General features: G+C 64.1%; 21 protein-coding genes and 1 pseudogene. 13 read left to right on the forward strand and 9 right to left on the reverse strand.

The window, feature by feature from the left end; all coding sequences use genetic code 11:
- The 5 genes from EN943_RS19260 to EN943_RS19280 all read left to right on the forward strand — a co-directional run.
- The coding region (locus EN943_RS19260; protein ID WP_164778262.1) for a Gfo/Idh/MocA family oxidoreductase at positions 1 to 673 on the forward strand (673 nt) is incomplete at its 5' end.
- Positions 670 to 1,578, forward strand: a complete 909-nt coding sequence (locus tag EN943_RS19265) for a sugar phosphate isomerase/epimerase (protein WP_127414189.1) — start codon at positions 670 to 672, stop codon at positions 1,576 to 1,578. The genes EN943_RS19260 and EN943_RS19265, both read left to right, overlap by 4 nt.
- 99 nt (positions 1,579 to 1,677) lie before the next feature.
- Positions 1,678 to 2,691: a substrate-binding domain-containing protein gene (locus EN943_RS19270; protein ID WP_127414190.1), complete on the forward strand. Its 1,014-nt coding sequence runs from the start codon at positions 1,678 to 1,680 to the stop codon at positions 2,689 to 2,691.
- 89 nt (positions 2,692 to 2,780) lie between these two features.
- The gene (locus tag EN943_RS19275) at positions 2,781 to 3,578 is read left to right on the forward strand and encodes an ATP-binding cassette domain-containing protein (RefSeq protein WP_127414191.1); all 798 of its coding nucleotides are present in this window, start codon (positions 2,781 to 2,783) and stop codon (positions 3,576 to 3,578) included.
- Positions 3,575 to 4,624, forward strand: a complete 1,050-nt coding sequence (locus EN943_RS19280; protein WP_127414192.1) for an ABC transporter permease — start codon at positions 3,575 to 3,577, stop codon at positions 4,622 to 4,624. Before EN943_RS19275 ends, EN943_RS19280 begins: the two co-directional genes overlap by 4 nt.
- 308 nt (positions 4,625 to 4,932) lie before the next feature.
- On the opposite strand, the gene EN943_RS19285 is transcribed toward EN943_RS19280, so the two are convergent.
- Together EN943_RS19285 and EN943_RS19290 are read right to left on the reverse strand one after the other, a co-directional pair.
- Complete coding sequence (locus EN943_RS19285; protein ID WP_127414193.1) at positions 4,933 to 7,629, reverse strand: UvrD-helicase domain-containing protein; 2,697 nt, start codon at positions 7,627 to 7,629, stop codon at positions 4,933 to 4,935.
- Between the two features lie 93 nt (positions 7,630 to 7,722).
- Positions 7,723 to 8,553 (reverse strand): DUF2059 domain-containing protein, encoded by an 831-nt coding sequence (locus tag EN943_RS19290; protein ID WP_127414194.1) that lies wholly within the window; start codon positions 8,551 to 8,553, stop codon positions 7,723 to 7,725.
- Positions 8,554 to 8,746: 193 nt separating this feature from the next.
- Here EN943_RS19290 and EN943_RS19295 point away from each other — a divergent pair, with 193 nt between their 5' ends.
- The gene (locus EN943_RS19295; protein ID WP_127414195.1) at positions 8,747 to 11,062 is read left to right on the forward strand and encodes a glucose/quinate/shikimate family membrane-bound PQQ-dependent dehydrogenase; all 2,316 of its coding nucleotides are present in this window, start codon (positions 8,747 to 8,749) and stop codon (positions 11,060 to 11,062) included.
- Between the two features lie 136 nt (positions 11,063 to 11,198).
- Here EN943_RS19295 and EN943_RS19300 read toward each other — a convergent pair whose 3' ends face one another.
- The gene (locus tag EN943_RS19300; RefSeq protein ID WP_127414196.1) at positions 11,199 to 11,633 is read right to left on the reverse strand and encodes a hypothetical protein; all 435 of its coding nucleotides are present in this window, start codon (positions 11,631 to 11,633) and stop codon (positions 11,199 to 11,201) included.
- Positions 11,634 to 12,065: 432 nt separating this feature from the next.
- Between EN943_RS19300 and EN943_RS19310 the strand changes: the two genes are divergently transcribed.
- Complete coding sequence (locus EN943_RS19310) at positions 12,066 to 12,953, forward strand: dienelactone hydrolase family protein (protein WP_127414198.1); 888 nt, start codon at positions 12,066 to 12,068, stop codon at positions 12,951 to 12,953.
- A 9-nt stretch (positions 12,954 to 12,962) separates the two neighbouring features.
- Here the strand turns inward: EN943_RS19310 and EN943_RS19315 are convergent, their stop codons facing one another.
- The 3 genes from EN943_RS19315 to EN943_RS19325 form a co-directional block, all read right to left on the reverse strand.
- On the reverse strand, positions 12,963 to 13,409 hold the full coding sequence (locus EN943_RS19315) for a response regulator (RefSeq protein WP_127414199.1): 447 nt from the start codon (positions 13,407 to 13,409) through the stop codon (positions 12,963 to 12,965).
- Entirely contained in the window at positions 13,406 to 14,512 is a 1,107-nt protein-coding gene (locus EN943_RS19320) for a histidine kinase dimerization/phosphoacceptor domain -containing protein (protein ID WP_245475908.1), read from the reverse strand. Before EN943_RS19320 ends, EN943_RS19315 begins: the two co-directional genes overlap by 4 nt.
- A 152-nt stretch (positions 14,513 to 14,664) precedes the next feature.
- The gene (locus EN943_RS19325; RefSeq protein WP_127414201.1) at positions 14,665 to 15,573 is read right to left on the reverse strand and encodes a DMT family transporter; all 909 of its coding nucleotides are present in this window, start codon (positions 15,571 to 15,573) and stop codon (positions 14,665 to 14,667) included.
- Positions 15,574 to 15,662: 89 nt separating this feature from the next.
- Here EN943_RS19325 and EN943_RS19330 point away from each other — a divergent pair, with 89 nt between their 5' ends.
- Positions 15,663 to 16,142 carry an Lrp/AsnC family transcriptional regulator gene (locus tag EN943_RS19330; protein ID WP_127414202.1) on the forward strand — a complete coding sequence of 160 codons (480 nt, stop codon included), beginning with the start codon at positions 15,663 to 15,665 and terminating at the stop codon, positions 16,140 to 16,142.
- Positions 16,143 to 16,159: 17 nt separating this feature from the next.
- Here EN943_RS19330 and EN943_RS19335 read toward each other — a convergent pair whose 3' ends face one another.
- Positions 16,160 to 16,357 carry a hypothetical protein gene (locus tag EN943_RS19335; RefSeq protein WP_056582983.1) on the reverse strand — a complete coding sequence of 66 codons (198 nt, stop codon included), beginning with the start codon at positions 16,355 to 16,357 and terminating at the stop codon, positions 16,160 to 16,162.
- A 235-nt stretch (positions 16,358 to 16,592) separates the two neighbouring features.
- The gene (locus tag EN943_RS19340) at positions 16,593 to 17,072 is read right to left on the reverse strand and encodes a thioesterase family protein (RefSeq protein ID WP_127414203.1); all 480 of its coding nucleotides are present in this window, start codon (positions 17,070 to 17,072) and stop codon (positions 16,593 to 16,595) included.
- A 102-nt stretch (positions 17,073 to 17,174) separates the two neighbouring features.
- Here EN943_RS19340 and EN943_RS19345 point away from each other — a divergent pair, with 102 nt between their 5' ends.
- The 4 genes and pseudogenes from EN943_RS19345 (at position 17,175) to EN943_RS19360 (ending at position 19,952) form a co-directional block, all read left to right on the forward strand.
- A complete protein-coding gene (locus tag EN943_RS19345; RefSeq protein ID WP_127414204.1) occupies positions 17,175 to 18,587 on the forward strand; it encodes an FAD-linked oxidase C-terminal domain-containing protein in 1,413 nt (470 codons plus the stop codon).
- A gap of 168 nt (positions 18,588 to 18,755) precedes the next feature.
- Positions 18,756 to 19,124 carry an avidin/streptavidin family protein gene (locus EN943_RS19350; RefSeq protein ID WP_027160611.1) on the forward strand — a complete coding sequence of 123 codons (369 nt, stop codon included), beginning with the start codon at positions 18,756 to 18,758 and terminating at the stop codon, positions 19,122 to 19,124.
- Positions 19,112 to 19,328, forward strand: a pseudogene (locus EN943_RS19355) (FAD-linked oxidase C-terminal domain-containing protein); the annotation flags it as partial. The gene EN943_RS19350 and the pseudogene EN943_RS19355, both read left to right, overlap by 13 nt.
- A gap of 102 nt (positions 19,329 to 19,430) precedes the next feature.
- Positions 19,431 to 19,952, forward strand: a complete 522-nt coding sequence (locus tag EN943_RS19360; RefSeq protein ID WP_127414205.1) for a hypothetical protein — start codon at positions 19,431 to 19,433, stop codon at positions 19,950 to 19,952.
- Between the two features lie 31 nt (positions 19,953 to 19,983).
- On the opposite strand, the gene EN943_RS19365 is transcribed toward EN943_RS19360, so the two are convergent.
- Positions 19,984 to 20,970 (reverse strand): Dyp-type peroxidase, encoded by a 987-nt coding sequence (locus tag EN943_RS19365; protein ID WP_127414206.1) that lies wholly within the window; start codon positions 20,968 to 20,970, stop codon positions 19,984 to 19,986.
- A gap of 131 nt (positions 20,971 to 21,101) precedes the next feature.
- Between EN943_RS19365 and EN943_RS19370 the strand changes: the two genes are divergently transcribed.
- A partial coding sequence (locus EN943_RS19370) for an AsmA family protein (RefSeq protein ID WP_127414207.1) occupies positions 21,102 to 23,026 on the forward strand: 1,925 nt, incomplete at its 3' end.

Raw genomic sequence — 23,026 nt, forward strand, 5'->3', positions numbered from 1 at the left:
CGTCGTGAAGAACCGCCGCTATGTCGCCAATGTCAGGCGCATCCGCAGGTTCCTGGACTCCGGCGCCATTGGCACGCCGACCAGCATCCACGCCGACTTTTTCGTCGCGCCGCATTTCGGCGGTTTTCGCGAGGAGATGGCGCATGTGCTGCTGCTCGACATGGCAATCCACACATTCGACGCCGCCCGCTACATGGTCGCCGGCGAGCCAGCCGGCGTCCACTGCCAGGAATGGGAGCCGGCCAATTCCTGGTACCGGCAGGGATCGTCGGCCAGTGCGGTCTTCGATCTCGGCGGCGGCAAGGTCTTCACCTATGCGGGCAGCTGGTGCGCGGCCGGCTTCCGCACCAGCTGGGAGGGCAGCTGGCGCATCGTTGCCGAGCGCGGCAGCCTCATCTGGGACGGATATGACGAGCTGAGGGCAGAAGCAGTGATGCCGGGCCGCGAGGGGATGTTCGACAAAACCCAGCTGATCGAGGTGCCGCCGCTCGATGCGTCCGATCGCGTCGGCGGGCATCTCGGCATTCTCCAGGATTTCATGCACGCCATCGAGACCGGCACCGAGCCGGAAACGCGCGGCGCCGACAACATCAAGAGCCTGGCCATGGTTTTTGACGCCATCGAAAGCGCCGAGACCGGCCGCCGCGTGACGATCGCAGAGGACGCACAATGACGCCGAACCCGCTTCTCGACATCCGGATCGGCACCATGGTGCGGGCCAATCTCGACGACCCGGCGGCTTACATCAAACAGATCCTGCCGCTCGGCTTCGAGAGCATCCAACCCTTCTTCTGGCAGACGCTTGGCGGCAAGGACCTGCCGCTTCTTGCCGGCCAGATCCGCGAGGCGATCGGCGATGCCGACGTCACGGTGTCGTCGCTCGGGGTGTTCGGCAACCCGCTGGAAGACGGCGAGGTCGATCGCGGCGTGCTCGCAGCCTGGGAAACGGTCATCGACAATGCGCATCTGTTCGGCACCTCGATGGTCAGCGGCTTCACCGGCCGCCTCCGCGGCAAGAAGCTGACCGACAGCCTGCCGCGCTTCAAGGAGGTCTGGGGGCCGCTGGCCAGGCGCGCCGCCGACAGGGGGGTGCGCATCGCCTTCGAGAACTGCGCCATGGACGGCAACTGGGCCACCGGCGACTGGAACATCGCCCACAATCCGGACGCCTGGGAGCTGATGTTCAACGAAGTGCCGGACGACAATCTCGGCCTTGAATGGGAGCCATGCCACCAGCTCGTCTATCTGATCGATCCGATGCCGCAGATCCGCAAATGGGCGCCCCGCATCTTCCATGTCCACGGCAAGGACGCGACGGTTCGCTGGGATGTCATCCGCGAGCATGGCGTGTTCGGCCGGCTGCCCTTCGTGCAGATGCGCACGCCAGGCTTCGGCGACAGCGACTGGGCGCGGGTGATCAGCGAATTGCGGCTGGCCGGCTACAAGGGGGCCATCGATATCGAAGGCTGGCACGACCCGGTCTATCGCGGCGATCTCGAGATCACCGGCCAGGTGCGGGCGCTGGAATATCTCAAGCAATGCCGGGGAGGAGCGACCTATCTGCCGAACCCGGCGTGACGGCGGCCGGCGGGAGGAGCCGGCCTAATCATTGAGTACTTGCTGAAAGCGAATGACGAAAACCCCTCGGCTCACCGAGGACAAAAGGGAGGAACGTGCATGAGCATCGCAATGAGAACGACACTTCTGCGCTCGACCGTCGTGGCCGCCGCCACCGCGCTGTGCGCCGCCATCTCCACACTGCCCGCGCAGGCGCTCGACGCCAAATGGTGCAAGGACGTCCACATCCGCTTCTTCGTCGGCGGCGCCGAGGGCGACGCTTTCGGCACCATCGTCTACAATGGCGCCAAGCAGGCAGAGGCCGATCTCGGACCGAAGGTCGACTACATCTTCTCCCAGTGGGACATCGAAAAGATGGTGCAGCAACTGCGCGAGGCCGTCGCGGTCAAGCCCAACGGCATCGCCATGATGGGTCATCCGGGCGATGCGTCGATCATGCCGCTCGCCGAACAGGCGCACAAGGACGGCATCAAGATGATGTACCAGAACGTGCCGGTGCCGAACGTGACGGCGGCATTCGGCGGAGGCTATGTCGGCGCCCAGCAGGAACAGCAGGGCCGCGCGCTCGGCGCCGAGGCGTTCAAGCTGGGCAAGCTGAAGGCCGGCGACAAGGCGATCATGATCGGTCCGTTCGAAAACGAAAGCCGCGGCGCGCGCGAGCGCGGCACGGTGGCAGCGCTCAAGGAAGCCGGCGTCGAGGTCATCCAGTTGTCCTCACCGCCGAGCGGCGAATGGGCGTCCGATCCCAATCTGGCCATTCCGGTGATCACCGCGGCGCTGCTCAACAATCCCGACGTCAAGGCGGTCGGCTATCCCGGCGGGCAGATGCTCGGCAATGTCTCGACCTACATGCAGGCGGCCGGACGCAAGGCGGGCGAGATCTTCAACTTCGGCTTCGACACCAGCCCGCAGATCGTCGAGGGCTTCAAGGGCGGCTGGGTGCAATTGACCGCCGACCAGCAGCCGTTCCTGCAGGGCTATCTGCCGATCCTCAGCCTCTGCCAGCAGGTTGTGCTGGGGCTGGCGCCGATGAATGTCGACACCGGCGCCGGCTTCGTCACGCCCGAAAATTACGAGATCGTCGCCGAGCTCGCCAAGCAGGCGCTGCGCTGACTTCCCAAGCCGCCGGCCGGGATCTCAGGCCCCGGCCGGCGGGGCCGCCGGCGACGAAGCCGGCACGAGACAATCAAAGCGAGGATCCGATGGCCGAACGCCTCATCGAACTGCGCGACATCAGCAAATCCTATGGCCAGGTCTATGCGCTGGGCGGGGTCAATCTCAGCGTCGACCGCGGCGAGGTCGTCGGCCTGCTCGGTGACAATGGCGCCGGCAAGTCGACGCTGATCAAAATCCTGTCCGGCGTGGTCAAGCCGACCAGCGGTGAAATCCTCGTGCGCGGCAAGCCGGTGACCGGGTGGAGCGCCGCGCGTTCCCGCGAGGCCGGCATCGAGACGGTGTTCCAGGACCGGGCGCTGGCCGTGCAGCAGACCATCGTTCGCAACATCTTCATGGGCCGCGAGCTGACCGGTTTCTTGGGCTTTCTCAGGGTCAAAAAGGAGATCGAGGAGGCAAGCCGGCTGATGCGCGAAATCGGCTTCACCTCGAAAGTGTTCACGCCGCAGTCGATCGTCGGCCAGCTTTCGGGCGGCGAACGCCAGGGCGTAGCGATCGCCCGCGCCATCTACAAGCAGGCCGAGCTGATCGTCCTCGACGAACCGACGACGGCGCTATCGCTGACCGAAACCGCCAAGGTGTTCCATTTCGTGCGCCAGGTGCGGGCGAGCGGCCGCTCGATCCTGTTCATCGGCCACAACATCCATCATGTCTTCGACATCGCCGACCGCTTCGTGGTGCTGGACCGCGGCAAGGTCGCGCTGACGACCGACCGCAGCGAGGTCAAGTCGGCCGAAGATCTCATCAACTTCATGGAAGAGGTCGCGCATCCCGGCGGATTGGCCGGGCTGCACGATGCCGGCGACGCGGAGCAGAGAGCACGATGAGCAAGACCATGGAGCCCGACCTGCACGAGCCGTCCGCCGGCATTCCCCGTCCCGGTCCCCAGAAGGAATGGAGGCACCCGTCCGATCACTGGATGCGCGGCTTCATCCTCGACAACCGTGCCGCGCTCGGCACGCTCGCCGTGTTCATCGTCATGATGACGGTGTTCCTGATCGCCAACCCGACCGTTTTCACCACCTGGTATCTCTACCGTTCGGTGCTGACGACGCTCCCCGTTGCGCTGTTCGTGGTGGTGCCGCTGGTCTTCGTCGTCACCTGCGGCGAGATCGACCTGTCGTTTCCGGCAACGATGGGCTTCGCCTCATGGGTCTTCGCGCTGGTCGTGCAGGCCGGTTACGATCCGTTTCTCGGCATCGCCGCGGCACTCGTCACCGGCATGCTGCTCGGCTTCCTCGTAGGCTCGCTGGTCGTCTATGGCGGGCTGTCGTCGTTGATCGCCACGCTGGGCATGAATTTCCTGCTGCGCGGCCTGATCCAGATCATCAACGAGGGCAAGTCGATGGCGCTGACCAGCCTCAGCGACAGCTGGGCCTACACGATCTTCTCCAGCCAACTCCTGGGCATTCCGGTGCAGATCTTCTGGGCCATCGGCTTCGTCGTGCTGTCGGCGATGCTCTACAACCGCCATCGTTTCGGCGCGCAGGTGAGGGTGGTGGGTGACAATCCCGACAGCGCCCAGCAGATGGGCATCGACGTCAAGCGCGTGCGGGTGAAAGTGTTCGTCTTCGTCGGCATCGGTGCGGCGATCGCCGGCACCTTCTCGGTGATGATCAATTTCACCTGGTGGCCGACCGCCGGTGACGGCTATCTCCTGCCGGTGCTGGCCTCGGTATTCGTCGGCGGCACGCCGACCTGGGGCGGCATCGGCACCGTCGTCGGCGGCGCCATCGGCGCGGTCACCGTGTCGTTCATCCAGACCGGCGTCGTGGCGGCGGGGTTGAGCGGCTTCTATGTGCAGTTCTTCAACGGCCTGATCATCATCCTGTCGCTGCTCGGGCATAAGTGGAACCAGGCGCGGTATCGGTGAGGGATGTTGGCGGACCGCATGCCTTGACGATTGGCGCGGACGCCCGTCGTGTCGTCATCCACGGGCGAAGCAAGGAGCGTAGCGACGCAGCGCAGACCCGAGGATCCATGCCGGGACTCAAACGCGTCACCACGGTGCAGAACTCTGCTCCGCTGCACTTCACGGCCAAGGTCGCGGCATGGATCCTCGGGTCTTCGCGACGGAGCTGCGCTCCTGCTTCGCCCGTGGATGACGAAGGTGTAGGGCATCGTCAAAGTAGGCCCATACACAAGGCGGTCGCTTGTAGGACAACGGGGCAAGCGGACGCCTCACACCGCGGCGACAAACCCGTCCAGCACGCGTTTCTGACCGGCCTTGTCGAAGTCGATGGTCAGCTTGTTGCCTTCGATGGCCGAGATGTTGCCGTTGCCGAACTTCTGGTGGAAGACGCGGTCGCCGACGTTGAAGGCGGAGGGCGTGTCGGAGACGGATTTGGCAACCAGCTCGCCGTCGATGGTGCGGCCCTTGACCGAGGTGCGGCCGGCGCCGTAGCCGCTGTCCGTCTCGCCATAGCCGATGCGCTCGACCTGGTGGCCGGAACGCGAGCCCCAGTTGCGGTCGGTCGCCTCGGTGCGGTTGGCCTGCGCGCGCTGCCAGCCCGGCGTCGCATAGGTGTTGGAGAAGGCGCCGGATTTTTCGCTGTCGGCGCCGACATTGTCGAAGCGCGAGGCGCCATAGGGGTTCTGCCGCCCCGCGCCCTGGCCGCCGCGGCCTGAGGCAAAGGAACCGCCGCCGTAGGAATTGCCGTAGCCGCCGTAGGAGTTGCCGCTTTCGGCGACCTCGACATGGGCTTCCGGCAGTTCGTCGAGGAAGCGCGACGGGATGGTCGATTGCCACAGGCCATGGATGCGGCGGTTGGAGACGAACCACAGATGCAGGTTCTTCTTGGCGCGGGTCAGGCCGACATAGGCAAGGCGGCGCTCTTCCTCCAGCCCGGAGCGGCCGCCTTCATCCAGCGCGCGCTGGTGCGGGAACAGGCCTTCCTCCCAGCCGGGCAGGAAGACGGTCTCGAATTCGAGGCCCTTGGCCGAATGCAGCGTCATGATGCTGACGGCGTCGAGCCCGGCATTCTGCTCGGCGTCCATGACCAGTGCGACATGCTCGAGGAAGGAGCGCAGCGACTCATACTCCTCCATCGAGCGGATCAGCTCTTTCAGGTTCTCCAGCCGGCCGGGGGCTTCGACCGAGCGGTCGTTCTTCCACATGTCGGTGTAGCCGCTCTCTTCCAAGATGGTTTCGGCGAGTTCGGTGTGCGGCGTGGTTTCCAGCGCTTTCTGCCAGCGCTCGAAATTGGCCGCGACCTCGCGCAGTGCGGCGCGCGGCTTCGGCTTCAACTCGTCGCTTTCGGCGAGCTTGGCGGCGGCCTCCAGCATCGGGATGCGCAGCGCACGCGCGGTGTCGTGGATCTGGCGGATGGTGGCTTCGCCCAGGCCGCGCTTGGGCACATTGACGATGCGCTCGAAGGCGAGGTCGTCGGCGCCTTGCGCGACGACGCGGAAGAAGGCCAGCGCATCGCGGATTTCCATGCGTTCGTAGAAGCGCGGGCCGCCGATGACGCGGTAGTTGAGACCGAGCGTGACGAAACGATCCTCGAATTCGCGCATCTGGAAGGACGCGCGGACCAGGATCGCCATGTCGTTGAGATTGTGCTTTTGCCGCTGGTAGGTCTCGATGGTTTCGCCGACGGCGCGCGCTTCTTCCTCGGAATCCCAGGCGGCGTGGACATGCACCTTGCCGTCTTCGGGATCGTTGCGGTCGGTGAACAGCGTCTTGCCGAAGCGGCCCTCATTGTGGGCGATGAGGTGAGAGGCAGCACCAAGGATGTGCGCGGTCGAGCGGTAGTTGCGCTCCAGCCTTATGATGGTGGCGCCGGGAAAATCCTTGTCGAAGCGCAGGATATTGTCGATCTCGGCACCGCGCCAGCCATAGATGGATTGGTCGTCGTCGCCGACGCAGCAGATGTCTACGGTGGCGCGGGTTTCGGCCGAGCGCCCAATCTCCCCCCTAGAGGGGGAGATGTCGCCGGAGGCGACAGAGGGGGGCGCTGTCCCTCCAGCCTGTCGGCGCGAGGCGCCCCCCTCTGTCCTGCCGGACATCTCCCCCTCAAGGGGGGAGATCGGCTTGCCTTGAGGCCGTTGCGCCAGGAGGCGGAGCCACATGTACTGGGCGGTGTTGGTGTCCTGGTATTCGTCGACGAGGATGTATTTGAAGCGCTTGTGGTATTCCTTCAGCACGTCCGGATTGGCGCGGAAGATGCGGATCGGGTGGCAGAGCAGGTCACCGAAATCGCAGGCGTTCAGCGTCTTCAGCCGCTCCTGATAGGCCTTGTAGAGTTCGCGGCCCTTGCCGTTGGCGAAGGCGCGCGCGTCGCCCTCGGCGATGTCGGCTGGGCCTTGCCCCTTGTTCTTCCAGCCGTCGATCATCTGGGCGAACTGCTTGGCTGGCCAGCGCTTGTCGTCCAGGCCTTCGGCCTGGATCAGCTGCTTGATCAGCCGCACGACGTCGTCGGTGTCGAGGATGGTGAAGTCGGAGCGCAGGCCAGCAAGTTCGGCATGGCGGCGAAGCAGCTTCACGCCAATCGAGTGGAAGGTGCCGAGCCATGGCATGCCCTCGACATTGCCTTCGCCGATCAGCACGCCGATGCGGATCTTCATCTCTCGCGCGGCCTTGTTGGTGAAGGTCACCGCAAGGATCTGCGACGGGAACGCCTTGCCGGTGGCGAGGATGTGGGCGATGCGGGTGGTCAGCACGCGGGTCTTGCCGGTACCGGCACCGGCCAGCACCAGAACCGGGCCCTCCGTTGTTTCAACAGCTAGCCGCTGCTCCGGGTTGAGGCCCTTGAGATAGTCGGGTGCGTTGTTGTGTCCGCTGCGGGCAGCCATGGCGCGCGCGGCGATGCCCGACGGGGCCGTGGGCCGCGCATTGGGTTCGTCGAAAAAGGGCATGTCTTCGGAAAAGCCGGACATCGCCCCCGAATGTAGTGATTCGGTGGGGAAAGACCAGAACTGTCTACGTTTTGTTCCGCTAAAGTGCTGGCGCGGCAAGGATGTACGGGCTGTTCAGGCCTTGCGGTAGCCGAGAGCGACGAAAAATCGCTGCCCTAACGAACGCGCCTCATCGGTCATCACGGCGCCGAGTGCCGTCTGCATCCGGTCGTAGTAATGGCTGCCCGCAGGGGACGCGAGAAATGTCGCGTAAAGCCTGAGATCGTCGAGCGACAAGTCACGATAGGCGAAAGCATTTCCTTCCATGATCCCCTTTTCGGCTTTTTCACGAAGGTTGCCGGCCTGCTTATGCACCAGCACCATTATCTGCTGATCCGATAAAGGCTGCCCGGCTGCCGCGAGCATTCCCGAAACCATCGCATAGCCCATGTTCAATGCGATCGCTTCAGCCATGTCCACGGCGCTGATATCGTCGACGATTTTCCGGTACAACGCGAGCCGTGCCGGATCTCCCACCTGAAGTCCTCCAAGGATTTTCGGACCTTCGATCTTCTTGCGCCCCACTGCTTGCGGATCGGATGCTTGGATCTCCAGGGCTGTGACCCGCCTGCCCAATGGTGAATCGAAAAAAGCAGCCAGATCGGTGAGATCGACGGGCTGCAACCGGCCCGTCATCCGCGCCTCTATGGCTTTCTCCATCCTGTCAGCGTCAAAAGCGCCTTCAGCGGCGGCGGACAAGGCTTCCTTGACTTTTTCCGGCCCTGGCACGGATTTGATGCCGGCGACTATGCTTGGGCCGAGGCCGGCCAGCATCTCGTGGAAGCCGCTTGCCTTGTTGATCTCCTCGAGCGTTTGTGCCGACGCGGATTGACTGCCAGCCATAAGCACGACGAAGCCGAACAGCGCGCCGGCAATGCGCATCCATGGCGGAAAGACGAAGGGCATGACTCGGTCTACTCCACGGTGATGCTGCGACGGAGACTGCTCGATAACCCGACCGCAGGCAAGATGAATTGCCACCTTGGCGTGTGGGCCGCTTGACAGGCGGGGCAGGCAGGAGAAAGCTGTGCGCAGGGCAGGAACGGGACATCGGGCTGTCCTTGGCGTGGCAAAGCGCAACAGTCGAAGGAGTATCATCTTGGCTGTCACCATCACCTCCCTCATTCTTTTCCTCATCGGCCTGGCACTCGGCGGCGGCGGCGTCCGCCTGGCGATGCTGGGCGGCAGTTGGTACTATGTCGTTGTCGGCCTTGCCTTCCTGATCGCTGCCTGGCTACTCTACCGGCGCCGGTCCACCGCACTGTGGCTCTACGCGGTGATCGTGCTCGGCACGTTGGCCTGGGCCGTCTGGGAAATCGGCTTCGACTGGTGGGAACTCGGGCCTCGCGGCGGCATCATCGTGCTTCTCGCCTTGTGGCTGCTGACGCCGTGGGCGAGGCGGGGTCTTGTCGGCCCTGACGCACGCGCGCCGCTGATCCTTGCCGTGCTGGCATCACTGGCCGTCGCCGGTTATTCGATGACTTCGGATCCGAAGGACATTGCCGGCGAACTCGGCACCGACAAGGTGGTCGCCAACGCCAATCTCGGCAATGATGTGCCGGCCGGCGAATGGCACTATTACGGCCGCACGCAGTTCGGCCAGCGCTACTCGCCGCTCGACCAGATCACATCAGACAATGTCGCCAAGCTGCAGCCTGCCTGGACCTACCGGACCGGCGACGTGAAAGGACCGGACGATGTCGGCGAGACCACCTACCAGGTGACGCCGCTGAAGATCGGCGACACGCTCTACATCTGCACGCCGCATAATGTCGCCATCGCCATCGATGCCGCGAGCGGCAAGGAGAAATGGCGCTTCGATCCCAAGGTCAAGCTCGACAAGGACCGCCAGCACCAGACCTGCCGCGGCGTGGCCTATTACGCCGATGCCGCCGGCGCCGCCGGGCAGCCCTGTGCGACCCGCGTCTACCTGCCGACCTCGGACGCGCGGCTGATCGCGCTCGACGCCGCCAACGGGCAGATCTGTCCGGCTTTCGCCGAGGGCGGTACGCTGAACCTTCTGACCAACATGCCCTATCCGAAGTCGGGCTATTATTACTCGACCTCGGCGCCGCTGATCTCAGGCGGCAAGATCATCGTCGGCGGCGCGGTCAACGACAATTATTCGACGCAGGAGCCGTCCGGCGTCATCCGCGCCTACGACGCTGCCACCGGCGCGCTGGTGTGGAACTGGGATTCCGGCAATCCGGACCAGACGACGCCGCTGGCGGCCGGCCAGACCTATACCGCCAACTCGCCCAACATGTGGTCGACGCCGAGCGCCGACGAGAAGCTCGGCCTGCTCTACGTGCCGCTCGGCAACCAGACGCCGGACCAGCTCGGCGCCGGGCGCAGCGCCAATGTCGAGAAGTTCTCGTCGTCGATCACCGCGCTCGACCTCAACACCGGACAGGTGCGATGGGTGCGGCAGACCGTGCACCACGATCTCTGGGACATGGACGTGCCGGCGCAGCCGAGCCTGATCGACATCACCAAACCCGACGGCACGGTGGTGCCGGCGCTGGTCGGGCCGACCAAGCAGGGCGACCTCTATGTGCTCGACCGCCGCACTGGCGAGCCGGTCATTGCGGTCAACGAAGTGCCGGCGCCCGGCGGCGCGATCGAGGGCGACCACACATCGCCGACGCAGCCGGTCTCCGATCTCACCTTCATGCCGAAGCCGCTGACCGGCGCCGACATGTGGGGCCTAACCATGTTCGACCAGTTGGCCTGCCGGATCGAATTCCAGGGCCTGCGCTATGAGGGCCGCTACACGCCGCCTTCCGTACAGGGCTCGCTGATCTACCCCGGCAACTTCGGCACCTTCAACTGGGGTGGCGTCGCCGTCGACCCGGTCCGGCAGGTGCTGTTCGGCATGCCGACCTATCTGGCGTTCAAGTCGCAGTTGATCCCGCGCGATCAGGTGCCGCCGCCGGACGAAGGGCGGGGCAGCGAACAGGGGCTGAACCGCAACGAGGGCGCGCCCTATGCGGTGGTGATGGGACCGTTCCTGTCGCCGCTCGGTATTCCTTGCCAGGCGCCGCCCTGGGGCTATGTCGCCGGCGCCGATCTCAGGACCGGAAAGATCGCCTACAAGCACCGCAACGGCACCGTCTACGATATGACGCCGCTGCCGCTGCCGCTGAAAGTCGGCGTGCCGGGCATCGGCGGGCCGATGATCACCGCTGGCGGCGTCGCCTTTCTGGGGGCCGCGGTCGACGACTATCTGCGCGCCTACGACCTGACATCGGGCAAGCAGCTGTGGCAGGCGCGGCTGCCGGCCGGCGGGCAATCGACGCCGATGACCTATACGGTGGCCGACGGCCGCCAGTTCGTGGTCATCGTCGCCGGCGGCCACGGTTCGGTCGGCACCAAGCCCGGGGATTATGTTATGGCCTACGCGCTGCCGAAGTAGGCGACAGGGTAACGCGATCTTTCAGAGGTCGCGCCGCCCCTCATCTGTGCCAGTATCTTTTCCCCGTATAGTGACGGGGAGAAGTGCCCGGCTGGGCGATGAGGGGCGGCAAATCTTCCGATCGGCCCGTTGTCGATCAGCCAATCCCCAAATGGCCCTTCAGGCTGGGCACCGAGCCGAGCACCTTGTTGGTCAGGTCGGGACCGGCGGCGGCTTCGGCCTGCTGGATCAGCGTCGCGCCGGCCTTCTGGATCTGCGCCATGTCGAGCCCGGATGCCTTGAGTGCGGCGACACCGTTGATCAGCGCGCCGGCCTTCTCGCCGAGAACGCCGCCAAGCGCGCCCTGCAACGACGACAGAAAACCGCCGCTGCCGGCCGGAGCGGCGGCCATGACGTCATATTGATGGGCGAGGTCGTCGGCGCCGGGGATCTTGGCGAAGAACGCCGAGGCGCTTGTGCCCTCCGCCTCGTGTTCCAGCACCGAGAAAATGGTGCCGACGACTTTCTCCGTCGTCGCCTGGTCGAGGCCCGCCTTCTGCGAAACGGTGTTGACGATGTCCTGGACGTTCATGGCGTCACCTCAATCCTGGGTTTTCGTGTTGCGGTTCCGCTCAGTGCGGACCCTGATCAACGATCGTCTGCCTGCATTTACAACCATCGAGCGTAGGGCCAAAGCGGCGGCCGCGGCAAGGACGACCGCGCTGGCGAGGATCGGGGAAGGCATGGTCATGGTCAACGCTTCCTTCTGGGTCTGACGTGTGGGCACACGGCCAAGATACCGTCGATAGCCACCTTCCCTCATGATTGTGGCAGCGCCAGCAGGATTATCGCCAATGACCAAAAAGTGATGACATGGCCGTGCATGGCGCCGGCTTTACTGCCTGGGCGCGGCCAGCGGCCTGCGCCCTGAGGCAATCGGCGGCCGCGATGAGTGCTCGACTGGACCATGCCGGCTTGGTTCCTATGTAGCTGGGAATTAAAGCCCGAAGCAGAGGACCTATCCATGACGAAACCCGACGCCAAGCCCGCCATCACCCAGGCGATGATCGATGCCTATGACGAATATACGCATCTGACGCTCGATCGCCGCCGGTTCATGGAGCAGTTGACCCGGCTTGCCGGATCGGGTGCGGCGGCGGCCGCGATCGCGCCGCTGCTGGCGGCAAATTCCGCGCAGGCGGCAATCGTCGCCGACAACGATCCGCGGGTGAAGGGCGAGGACATCAGCTACCCCGGCAGCAGCGGCCAAATGAAGGGCTATCTGGTCAAGCCTGCGGATCAAGCGGGCAAGCTCGGCACGGTGATCGTCGTGCATGAGAACAGGGGGCTCAACCCGCATATCCGCGACGTGGCGCGACGCGTGGCGCTGGAAGGGTTCGTGGCGTTGGCGCCGGATTTCCTGTCGCCGCTCGGCGGCACGCCGGCCGATGAAGACAAGGCGCGCGACATGTTCGGCAAGCTCGATCCGGCGCAGACCATCGCCGACGGTGTTGCGACCGTCGCTTTCCTCAAGAGCGACAAGGACGGCAACGGCAAGGTCGGCGCCATCGGCTTCTGCTGGGGCGGTGGCACGGTCAACATGCTGGCCGTCAACACGCCCGATCTCAGTGCCGGCGTTGCCTATTACGGCATGCAGCCGAAGGCCGCCGATGTATCCAAAATCAAGGCGGCCTTGCTGCTGCACTATGGCGGACTGGACGAGCGCATCAATGCCGGCATCGACGCCTTCAAGAAGGAACTCGACGCGGCGCATGTCGACTACACGGTCTATGTTTATGAAGGCGCCAACCACGCCTTCAACAACGACACGTCGGCGGCGCGCTACGACAAGAAGGCGGCTGACCTCGCCTGGGGCAGAACGATCGCCTTCCTTCGGGAAAAACTGAAATGACTTCAGCTGTCATGCCGCCGGCGCCCAGGCGGTTTCGAAGGCCGGCGACAGGGTGAAGCCGGCCGGCCGCGCCGAAACGGGGGGCGGGCGGCGCACGCCTTCCTGCAGGTACCGCAACGCCGACGTCAGCCCGTTCATCGTGTAAGGCTTGGCTATGACGCCGATCGCGCCGGCGAAATGATCGGGGATGCGCTTCGGATTGGCGGTCATGAACACCACCGTCGAATTCTTCCTTTCGCCTATGTACTTGGCCACGTCGATGCCGGACGGCCCGTCACTCAGATGGATGTCGACGAAGACGATGTCGGCTTCGGTCGCATCCGCCATGGCCATGGCTTCCGCCGAAGAGGTCGCCCAGCCGACGACGCTGTGGCCGGCGTCCTCGACAAGGCTCTCCAGCTCCATTGCCAGCAGCGCTTCGTCCTCGATGATCAGGACCTTGAGCGGCTCAATCATGACACATTCCCTTTTTCCTGAGGTTCGTTCGGGATCGAGATAACGACCCTCGTGCCGGGGCCGGTGTCGCGCCATTCGATCTCGGCATGCAACTGGCGGGCGAGCGATTTGATCAGCCGCATGCCGAAAGAGGCATCGCCGTTGGCGTCGGCCATGCCGACGCCGTCGTCCGACACCTCGATATTCAAGTGGCCGTCGGGCTGGCTCATTTTGATGCCCAGGCGGCCGGCCGACATTCCGTCGGGCTTGGACTTGAAGGCATGCTTCAGAGCATTGGTGACGAGTTCGTTGACCATCAGAGCGACGGGCGTTGCCTTTTCCGCGGAAATGACAATCGGTTCCAGGTCGAGAGCCGGACTGATCTCAGAGCGCCCCGACGCCGTCAGCAGGTCTGTCACCAGATCCTTGGCGAAATCCGCCACATCGAACTTGCTGACGTCTTTCGACTGATAAAGTCGCCGATGCACGGTGCTCAGGGCTTCGATGCGCTCCAGCATGGTGGTCAATGAACGCCTGATTGCTTCGTCCCGTATGGTCCGCCGCTGCATAATGATCAGGGAAGAGATCATCTGCAGGTTGTTTTTCACCCGGTGGTCCACCTCGTGCAGCAAGGTGGTCTGCGCCTCAAGGGCGGCTTCAAGTTCCGCGGTGCGTTCCTTCACCGCCTTTTCGAAGCGGTCCTTGTCCGCGTTGATCCGACTCTCCGATTGTTTGCGATCCGAGACGTCGAGCTGCGATGCGAAAAAGAACTGCAACTCGCCTTTGTCGTTCGAGACGGGGCTGATGTAGAGCGCGTTCCAGAAGGTCGAGCCGCCCTTGCGGTAGTTCAGGATATCGACGCTGACATCGGTTTCTTCCTCGATCGCCACGCGTATCTGTTCAACAGCGGCCTTGTCGGTCTTCGGTCCCTGCAGGAAGCGGCAGTTCTTGCCCAGAACCTCATGACGCTCATATCCGGTCAGTCGCAGGAAAGCGTCATTGGCGAAGACGATAGGATTGTCCTGCTGTCGGGGATCGGTGATGATCATTGACATGCGGGTGGCGCGGATGGCCGCCGCGAACGGATCGCCCTTCCCGTGCTCGGCGTGCAGATCGTCCGTCATGTGCCATGCGTCGGCAGGCTCCCTGGTCCGTTTCCATTCCATTCTGTCACTCCAAGCCATTTTCGTGGGTGACAACGGATCAGACGCCGATTTGGTTCAATCTTGAGCCTTCTTGTCGCAGTTCTCAGAAACCGAGACTAAGGCCTTCGGAGCTAGCCGGCTGATGCCGGCTTGTGGAAGGCGACGCCGGCGACCACCAGCGCAGTGCCGAGGCAATCGGTAAGGCCGGGAATCTGGTGCAGCACGACGACGCCGATCAGCGTTGCGGTGACGGGCAGCAGCGACAGCATCAGCGCGAAGCTCGCGCGTGGCAGCCGCGACATGGCGAGCTGGTCGCAGATGTAAGGAATGACAGAGGAGCAGATGCCGACGCCGATGGCGGCGAGCAGCAGCGGCGGCGAGAAAAAGGCCGGCAGCGCATGGGTGAAGCCGATCGGCAGCACGACCAGGAAAGCGATCGCCATGGCGGCACCCAGGCTCGCGATGCCGCCGCCGGCGCCTGACGCGGCGATGCGGTGGCCGAGCACGATGTAGCCAACAAACAGCGCGCCGTTGAGGAAGGCCCAGAACAGCCCGATGGGATCATCAGACCATCTGACGTCGATGAGCAGCAATGTGCCGGTGACGGCAACGGCAAGGGCGGCAAGATTGCGCGGGCTTCTGAGGCCGATCGCCGCGACGCCGATGGTGCCGACGAATTCGATCGCCGCCACCAGCGAGATCGGCAGGCGGTCGAGCGCAAGGTAGAACGAACAGTTCATCACCGCCAGGCAGGCGCCGAAGGCCAGCAACAGCAGCCGCGTCGAGCGATCGGCGCGGGCGAAGCTTCGCCATGGGCGGGTCAGCGGCGCGAAGATGAGTGCTGCCGTGGCGATGCGCAGCCATGCCATGCCGAGCACGCCGACATGCGGGAAAAGCAGCACGGCGAAGGCCGGCCCGAGATAGTGGAAGACGGCGCTGACACCGAACCAGACATGCGGCGGCAGTTTTTCCGTCAGCCTGCCCAGGGTGGAGTTGCCGGGGGCAGGGGTCGCCGCGAGAGCTTGCGTTTGATCATCCATCGGATCAGTATCGCAGGCAGATTTGCCTATTTATATAGGTGATGAGCAGCCATTCCGGCAATCTTTCTCGTGGAAGAAAGGACTCATGGATGAAACGCCTTCGAACTGAAATCGCCGATCTCGATGCCGCTGACATGAAGATCCTGCGTCTGCTGGAAAAGGACGCGCGCACCAGCACGGCGGAACTGGCACGCTCGGTCGGCCTGTCGGCGCCGAGCGTGGCCGAGCGCATCAAGCGGTTGCAGGAAAGCGGCGTCATCGAGGCCTATTCGGTCAGGATCAACCCGGCGGCACTCGGCCTGCCGCTGTCGGCATGGCTGCGCATCCGGCCGGTGCCGGGGCAACTGGCCGTGGTGGCCGAGATCATCCGCGAACTGCCGGAGATCGTGCAATGCGACCGGGTGACCGGAGAGGATTGTTTCATCGCGCTGGCGCATGTCGGCTCGGTGGCCGACCTCGAGCGGGTGATCGACCGCATCATTCCTTATGCGATGACCAATACGGCGATCATCCAGTCGTCGCCGGTGGTGGCGCGCTCGGCCCTGGCGGCGTTGAGGCGCCAGGCTTGACGTACAGGGAGAGGGCCTTATGCGTGGCCGCGCTTCATGCGCGCCTGCTTCAGGATGGCACGCCAGCGGATCATGTCGAACGGGATCGGCTCGTTGCTGTTGGCGATGTGGAAGATCTCGTTGTTGACGTTCTTGAGCGAGCGCCAGAAATCGTAGTCGGTGATGCGCGGATCGGCAGCCAGCCTGTCCACCTCGACCTTGATGTCGGTTTTCATGCACTTTCCTCGAACCGGCGCCGCGCCGCCCGTGTCGCTACCTCGATGCGGATCGTTTTCGACCGACCCGCTGAGTCGCGCAACGGCTCAAATGGCTTGTTCCCGTTAAAACCTTGGTAAGGTTAACGTGGGCGCCGCGCCGCTTCAAGCACTGCTGCCGGCCGATGGGAGGGTTCCGCGATTTTAGATTGCCGGTGTGGCTTTGAAGCCGGGAACGAGAACTGCCGGCTTCGCCCTATTTGCGTTTGATGCCGATCGAGCGGCCGGCCCGTTCCGGCATCGGCAGTGCCGAATGGGCGGCGCGCATGGCTTCGATCTTGGCAAGCACGTCGGCGGGGAAGGGCGCCACCTTCGGCCCGGACATGTCGACATGCAGCGACAGCGATTCGGAAGTCGCGGCTAGCCAGCCGTCGACATGGCGGATTTCTTGATAGGCCCGCAGCCGCTTGTCGTCGTGGTCGATGAGCTGGAAGGAGACCGTGACCTTGTGCTCGAGATGCAACTCCTGCACGTAGCAGACATGGACTTCGGCCGTGTAGATGGTGAGGCGGCGATCCCGGGCATAGTTCGGTCCCATGCCCATTGCCTCGAAGGCATCGTCCGAGCAGCGGTCGAACAGCACGTTGTAATAGGCCATGTTGAGATGGCCGTTGTAGTCGATCCAGTCCTTCTCGATGTCCATGGGTTTTGAGACGAAGGGAGTGGGGATGGGCATCGAAACTTCCTTGTTCTGGCGCTGGACAGAGCGTGGCGGGTAAGACTACGCATCCATAGACGCATAACAAGCGTGGACGCTGGTCCATTCGCGGAGGAATTCATGGCTCTGAGCGACCTCAACCCGGTCGAACGCAACGAGGAAGGCATCGCAGCGGTGCTCGGCATCCTCAAGCAACAGCTTGGCGAGCGATTCCAGACCGGCCAGGCTATCCGCTCGCAGCACGCGCACACCACCACCTATATTCCGACGCAGGCGCCGGACGGCGTCGCGTTTCCCGAGACGACCGCCGAGGTGCAGGAGATCGTGCGCGCCTGCGCGGCGCACCGCGTGCCGGTCATCGCCTTCGGCGTCGGCTCCTCGCTGGAGGGCCACACCAACGCGCCGGGCGGCGGCATATCGGTCGACACCTCACGGATGAACCGCATCCTGGCAGTCAATCCGCAGGATCTCGATTGCACGGTCGAGCCCGGCGTCACCCGCGAGGATTTGAACCGGGATCTGCGCGACACCGGCCTGTTCTTTCCGATCGATCCCGGCGCCAATGCCTCGCTCGGCGGCATGGCGGCGACGCGGGCCTCCGGCACCAATGCGGTGCGCTACGGCACGATGCGCGAGAACGTGCTGTCGCTGACCGCCGTCATGGCCGACGGCGAGACGGTGACGACCGGCAAGCGGGCGAAAAAGAGCTCGGCCGGCTATGATCTGACGCGGCTGCTGGTCGGCTCGGAAGGCACGCTCGGCATCATCACCTCGCTGACGCTGAAGCTGCAAGGCATCCCGCAGGCGATCTCCGGCGGCGTCTGCCCGTTTCCGAGCGTCGAGGCGGCCTGCAACGCGGTCATCGCGACGATCCAGATGGGCATCCCGGTGGCGCGCATCGAACTGGTCAACGCGTTGCAGATGCGGGCGATGAAGAATTATTCCAAGCTCGACTATCCCGAGAGCCCGTGCCTGTTCGTCGAATTTCACGGCAGCGATGCCGGCGTTGCCGAGCAGGCCGAGACCTTCGGCATGATAGCGGAAGAGAATGGCGGTGGACCGTTCCTGTGGACCAGCGTCGCCGAGGAGCGCACCAAACTGTGGAAGGCCAGGCACGACGCCTACTGGTCGTCGCTGACGTTGCGGCCAGGCGCCAAGGGGCTGTCGACCGATGTCTGCGTGCCGATCTCGCGCTTTGCCGAATGTGTCATGGAAACCGAGGCCGACATCGCCGAAATGGGCCTTATCGCGCCGATCGTCGGCCATGCCGGCGACGGCAATTTCCACGTGCTTGTGCTGATGGACGTCAACGATCCCAAGGAAATCGCGCTGTCGGAAAAGTTCGTCGCGCGGCTCAACATGCGGGCGATCGCCATGGACGGCACCTGCACCGGCGAGCACGGCATCGGCCAGGGCAAGATCGGCTTCCTGCGTCACGAACTCGGTCACGGCGTCGACATCATGCGCACGATCAAGCAGGCGCTCGATCCGCTCGATATCATGAACCCGGGCAAGATATTGCCGCGAGGCTAGCCGGTTCTTCGACGCAAGGTTCGCATGCGGCTTTGTCTTTGACGGCGCCACGTCTCAGGCCGAGATCGGCCGCACGGTGGGGTCTGGAACTGCCCGCATCCTCGGAACCGATTCCCGGCTTTCACGTTGCGGCAACCAACGGATATCGTCAAAGCGGAGCGGCCGCCCATGAACTGGAAAGGCGTCTGGAAGAATCAATACGGGTCCATTGTCGAGATCACCGATGATGCGGACAATCGTATATCGGGATCGTTTCGAACCGCGCTGCCGGATAGCGGGTTCCATGGCCAGGAAATTCCGATTTTGGGCGTCCACCGCGGCGACTGCATCAGTTTTGCCGGCGGCGGGAAAACGGCGGTTGGAGACGCCATCGTTTCCTACACCGGCCTCCTTCGGGAGGGAAAAATGGAGACGTTGTGGTTTGTCGTCTCGGATGCGGCGATAAAGGCCAGCGGCGAGGGCCAACCCGCGAAAATCGAAAAACTGAATTGGTGGCGTTCGATGTCGACCAGCGCGGACACGTTCCAAAGAAGCTAGTCCTGATGGCAGAGAAGCTAATCCCGATTTGGCCGCTTCGCGATCGCCATGGACGGCACTGGCGAACACGGCATCGGCCAGGGCAGGATCGGCTTCCTGCGCCGCGAACTCGGCCATGGCGTCGACGTCATGTGCACGATCAAGCAGGCACTCGGTCCGCTTGATATCATGAACCCGGGCAAGATCCTGCCGGCAGCGGGTTAAGGACGTCAAACAGCTCGTCTTGACCGCAACGCCATTCGGGCCGAGACTTCGCTGAGCGGCGAGGCCTGAAACAGACAGGCGTGCCAGCGGAGGAGGAATGTCATGGCGATTTCACGCAAGGAAGCGGCGCGTGCGCTGAGCGCGGACGAACAGGAGCTGGTGGGGAAATCGCACCATCCGGCGGTGCAGGAGCTTTCCGACGCCGATCTTGCCGGCCTGGTCAAGCTGTTGCGGGAACGGCGCGACAAGGCGCAGACCCAAGCACACCGCCGCCGGCGTGAGATACGCGGCAAGGGCGCGCCGAAAGGTGCTGCATCCTCAAAGTCCGATGGCGGTTCGCAGACAAAGCTTGCAGTGCTGGCCATGGCCATGCGGCGGCTGAATGGCGAGGCCGAACGGCGGCGCCAGCTGGCGGCTCGCGTTTCCCTGGTTGGGAATGCGCGCAAGGCGCTGGCCATGAAGCAAAATGCGCCGGCGGACGATCCCGCGCTCAATTCGCGGACGGCTCACAAGGGCATGCGTGCCGTGGCCAACAAGCGGGCGCCGACGCTGGTCCGGCCGGCGGAACTCGGCCGGCAGCGCAAGGCGGGCAAGGTGGCACAGGCGAAGCGCGACGCACGCTGATCCTCGGGGATAGAGGCCCCTCAGCCGTCCTCTACCGGGCGGCGGGAAGCTTCTCCTGCGCGCCCTCGACAAGGGCCTGCAGCATGGGGCGGGTTGGCGCGAAGAAGGTCGTGCCGGTCTGCGGCGTCGAGAAATCGAGCAGGCGGTCGTAGGCGCCGGGAGGCTCGCCGACATACATGCGCTGCAGCATTTTTTCGGTGACCCAAAGATATCTGGAATAGCCGATGAAGTAGGTGCCGAACTCGTTCTGTCCGGGCCTGCCGAACGGCATGTTGTCGCGCAAAATGTCGTACTCGTTGCCATCGGCATCCTCGATGGTGGCCAGCGACTTGTGCGATTTGCGCGGCGCGTCATCATCGTCGATTTCGATATTGTCTATCTTGGTGCGGCCGATGATCTCCTCCTGGAGAGGCGTCGGCGTCCGCCTCCATGCCTGAAGATCGTGCAGGTATTTCTGGACGACGACATAGCTGCCGCCAGCGTAGTCGGCGTCTTCATCACCGACGAGTGCCGAGGCGGGCAAATCGAGGCCTGTCGGGTTGGCGGTGCCGTCGACGAAGCCGAGCAGGTCGCGCGCATCGAAATAGCGAAAGCCGGAAACCTCGTCGACGACGCTCACGGCGTCGCCGAGATTATCGAGCAGGATGCGCTCGAACTCGAAGCACATGTCGGGGCGTTCGGAGCGGATGTGGAAGAGGAGATCGCCGGCGGTCGAAGGCGCCGAATGAACGGCGCCCTTGATCGGCGCGAACGGTTTCAGTTCCAGCGGCCGCCGATCTGGAGAAAGACGATCCCAGAGATCGCGGCCGATGCCGGCAATGCACGAAAGCCGTCCGGAAAGATCGCGAAACCCGACGGTTTTGACCAGATCGTCGAGCCCGCCGAGCACGGAGGCAACCTTGGCAAGCGCGGTCTGCCCGCCGGCGACGGTGACGACAAGAAAGACTGCCGATAGCGACAGCGGAGCGTCGACGCTTTGCGCGTCGATCGGCACGCGATCCCAGTTCTTGCCCGACATTCAAATTCTCCGCTTTGCGAGGATTTGTTTCAGATCATCCGGGATCGCGCAACACTGGATGAATTGCCTCTTTATCGACACGCGGATGCGGGTAGAGTGCGGCAGAATTTCAAACAACCCGTTCGGAGCTGATGCTCGCTCGCCTGTTCGTGATCTTCGGTGGCCTTTTTGTGCTGGTGCTGTGTGCGGCGCTGGTGGTGCCGTATTTTGTCGACTGGACCGGCTACCGCGCCCAATTCGAGCGCGAGGCGAGCGCCATCCTCGGCCGCAAGGTGACCGTGCAGGGCGACGCCACGGCACGGTTGTTGCCGTTTCCCTCGGTGACCTTCTCCAACGTCGCCGTCGCCGGCGGCCCCAATGGCCAGTCGGCCATGACCGTCGAGACGTTTTCGATGGATGCGGAACTGGCGCCCTTCCTGCGCGGCGAAGTGCTGATCTTCGACATGCGGCTGGTGCGGCCGAAAGCAACCATCGATATCGCCAATGACGGCACCGTCGACTGGGCGATGCGGCCGTCCTCGCCCTTCGACCTCAACCAGATCTCGATCGAGAAGCTGACGGTGACGGAAGGGCAGGTCGAACTGCGCCATGCCGCCGGCGGGCGCAGCCATCTGTTTTCCGAGATCAATTCGACCATCTCGGCCAAGTCGCTGGCTGGCCCATGGCGCATGGACGGCACGCTGCGGCTCGACGGTCTTCGCACCACGGTCACTGCCTCCACCGGCAAGGCCGAAGGCAACGGGCAGATGCGGCTTCGGCTGAAGGCCGATCCGGACGCCTATCCGCTGGTCATCGAGACCGACGGCAATGCCGGCATCGTCAATGGGGCTGCCGCCTATTCCGGCCAGTTCAAGATCTCGAGCTCTGACAAGAATGGCGCCGACGAGAACAGCGCCGAACTGCGCGGCACCGATGGCGAGACGGTGAAGGTCAGCGCCGGCAAGCCCGATCCGAGCTTTCGGCTGAACGGCAAGTTTTCGCTTGACCACCAGAAATTGGGCGTCGACGAGTTCCGCTTCGAGACCGGGCGGCTCGACAACCCCTACACCGCCGATGGCAAGGCTTCTGTCGATCTCGGGCTGAAACCGAGTTTCGCCATCGAGGCCAATGGCGCGCAGGTGCAGTTCGACGAGGCGGTGGGTGCACAGGCCGGCGCCGGCCTGACGCTGGACCAGCGCATCGCGGCGTTTGAGCAGGCGCTGCTGGACCTGCCGAAGCCAACCATCCCCGGCACTGTCGAGGTCAAGCTGCCGGCGGTGGTGGTCGGCGACACCACGGTGCGCGACGTGCATCTTTCCGCCGAGCCAGTCGATGGCGGCTGGTCGGTCAAATCGCTTGCTGCGACCTTGCCTGGTCGCACCAAGCTGGAAGCCGATGGCATGCTGGTGCTCAATTTGGAGGGTCATTTCGGCTTCAACGGCTCCTTGCTGCTGGCCGTGGCCCAACCCTCCGGCTTTGCTGCCTGGCTGTCGAAGGATGTCGACGAGGCGATCCGTCGTCTGCCGGCCGCCGGCTTCAAGGCCAAGGTCGACCTCTCGCAGAAGCGCCAGGCGTTCAGCGATCTCGAATTGATCCTGGGCAAGGCGAAGTTTTCCGGCCGCATCGATTCCAGCCAGCCCGACGATGCCAAGCCGTCAGTGCTGATGCGGCTCGAAGGCGATGATCTGGATGTCGACGGGCTGGCGGCCTTCGCCTCGATCTTCGTGAGCGACAAGGGCGCCAATCGCTTTGCCGACCGCGACCTCGATTTCCAGATCAAGGCCGGACCGGTCAATGCCGGCGGGTTGACCGCCGACACGGTCGACACGGCGCTCAGGCTGCGCGATGGGCTGCTCGAAATCGACCGGCTGTCGGTGGGCGGGCTGGCCGGCGCCTCGATCAGCGCCACCGGCAGGATCAAGGATTTCCCGGCGAGCCCGACCGGCAAGCTCGATGCATCGGTGGTTGCCGTCGACCTGAAGCCGCTGATAGACGTCGCCGCCCAGCATTATCCCGACAGTGCCGTGCTCAAGGGACTGGCGAGCCGTGCTGCTGCCTATCCCGAGCTGTTCCAGGA

The sequence above is a fragment of the Mesorhizobium sp. M7A.F.Ca.US.006.01.1.1 genome (genome assembly GCF_003997935.1).
Taxonomy (GTDB): Bacteria; Pseudomonadota; Alphaproteobacteria; order Rhizobiales; family Rhizobiaceae; genus Mesorhizobium.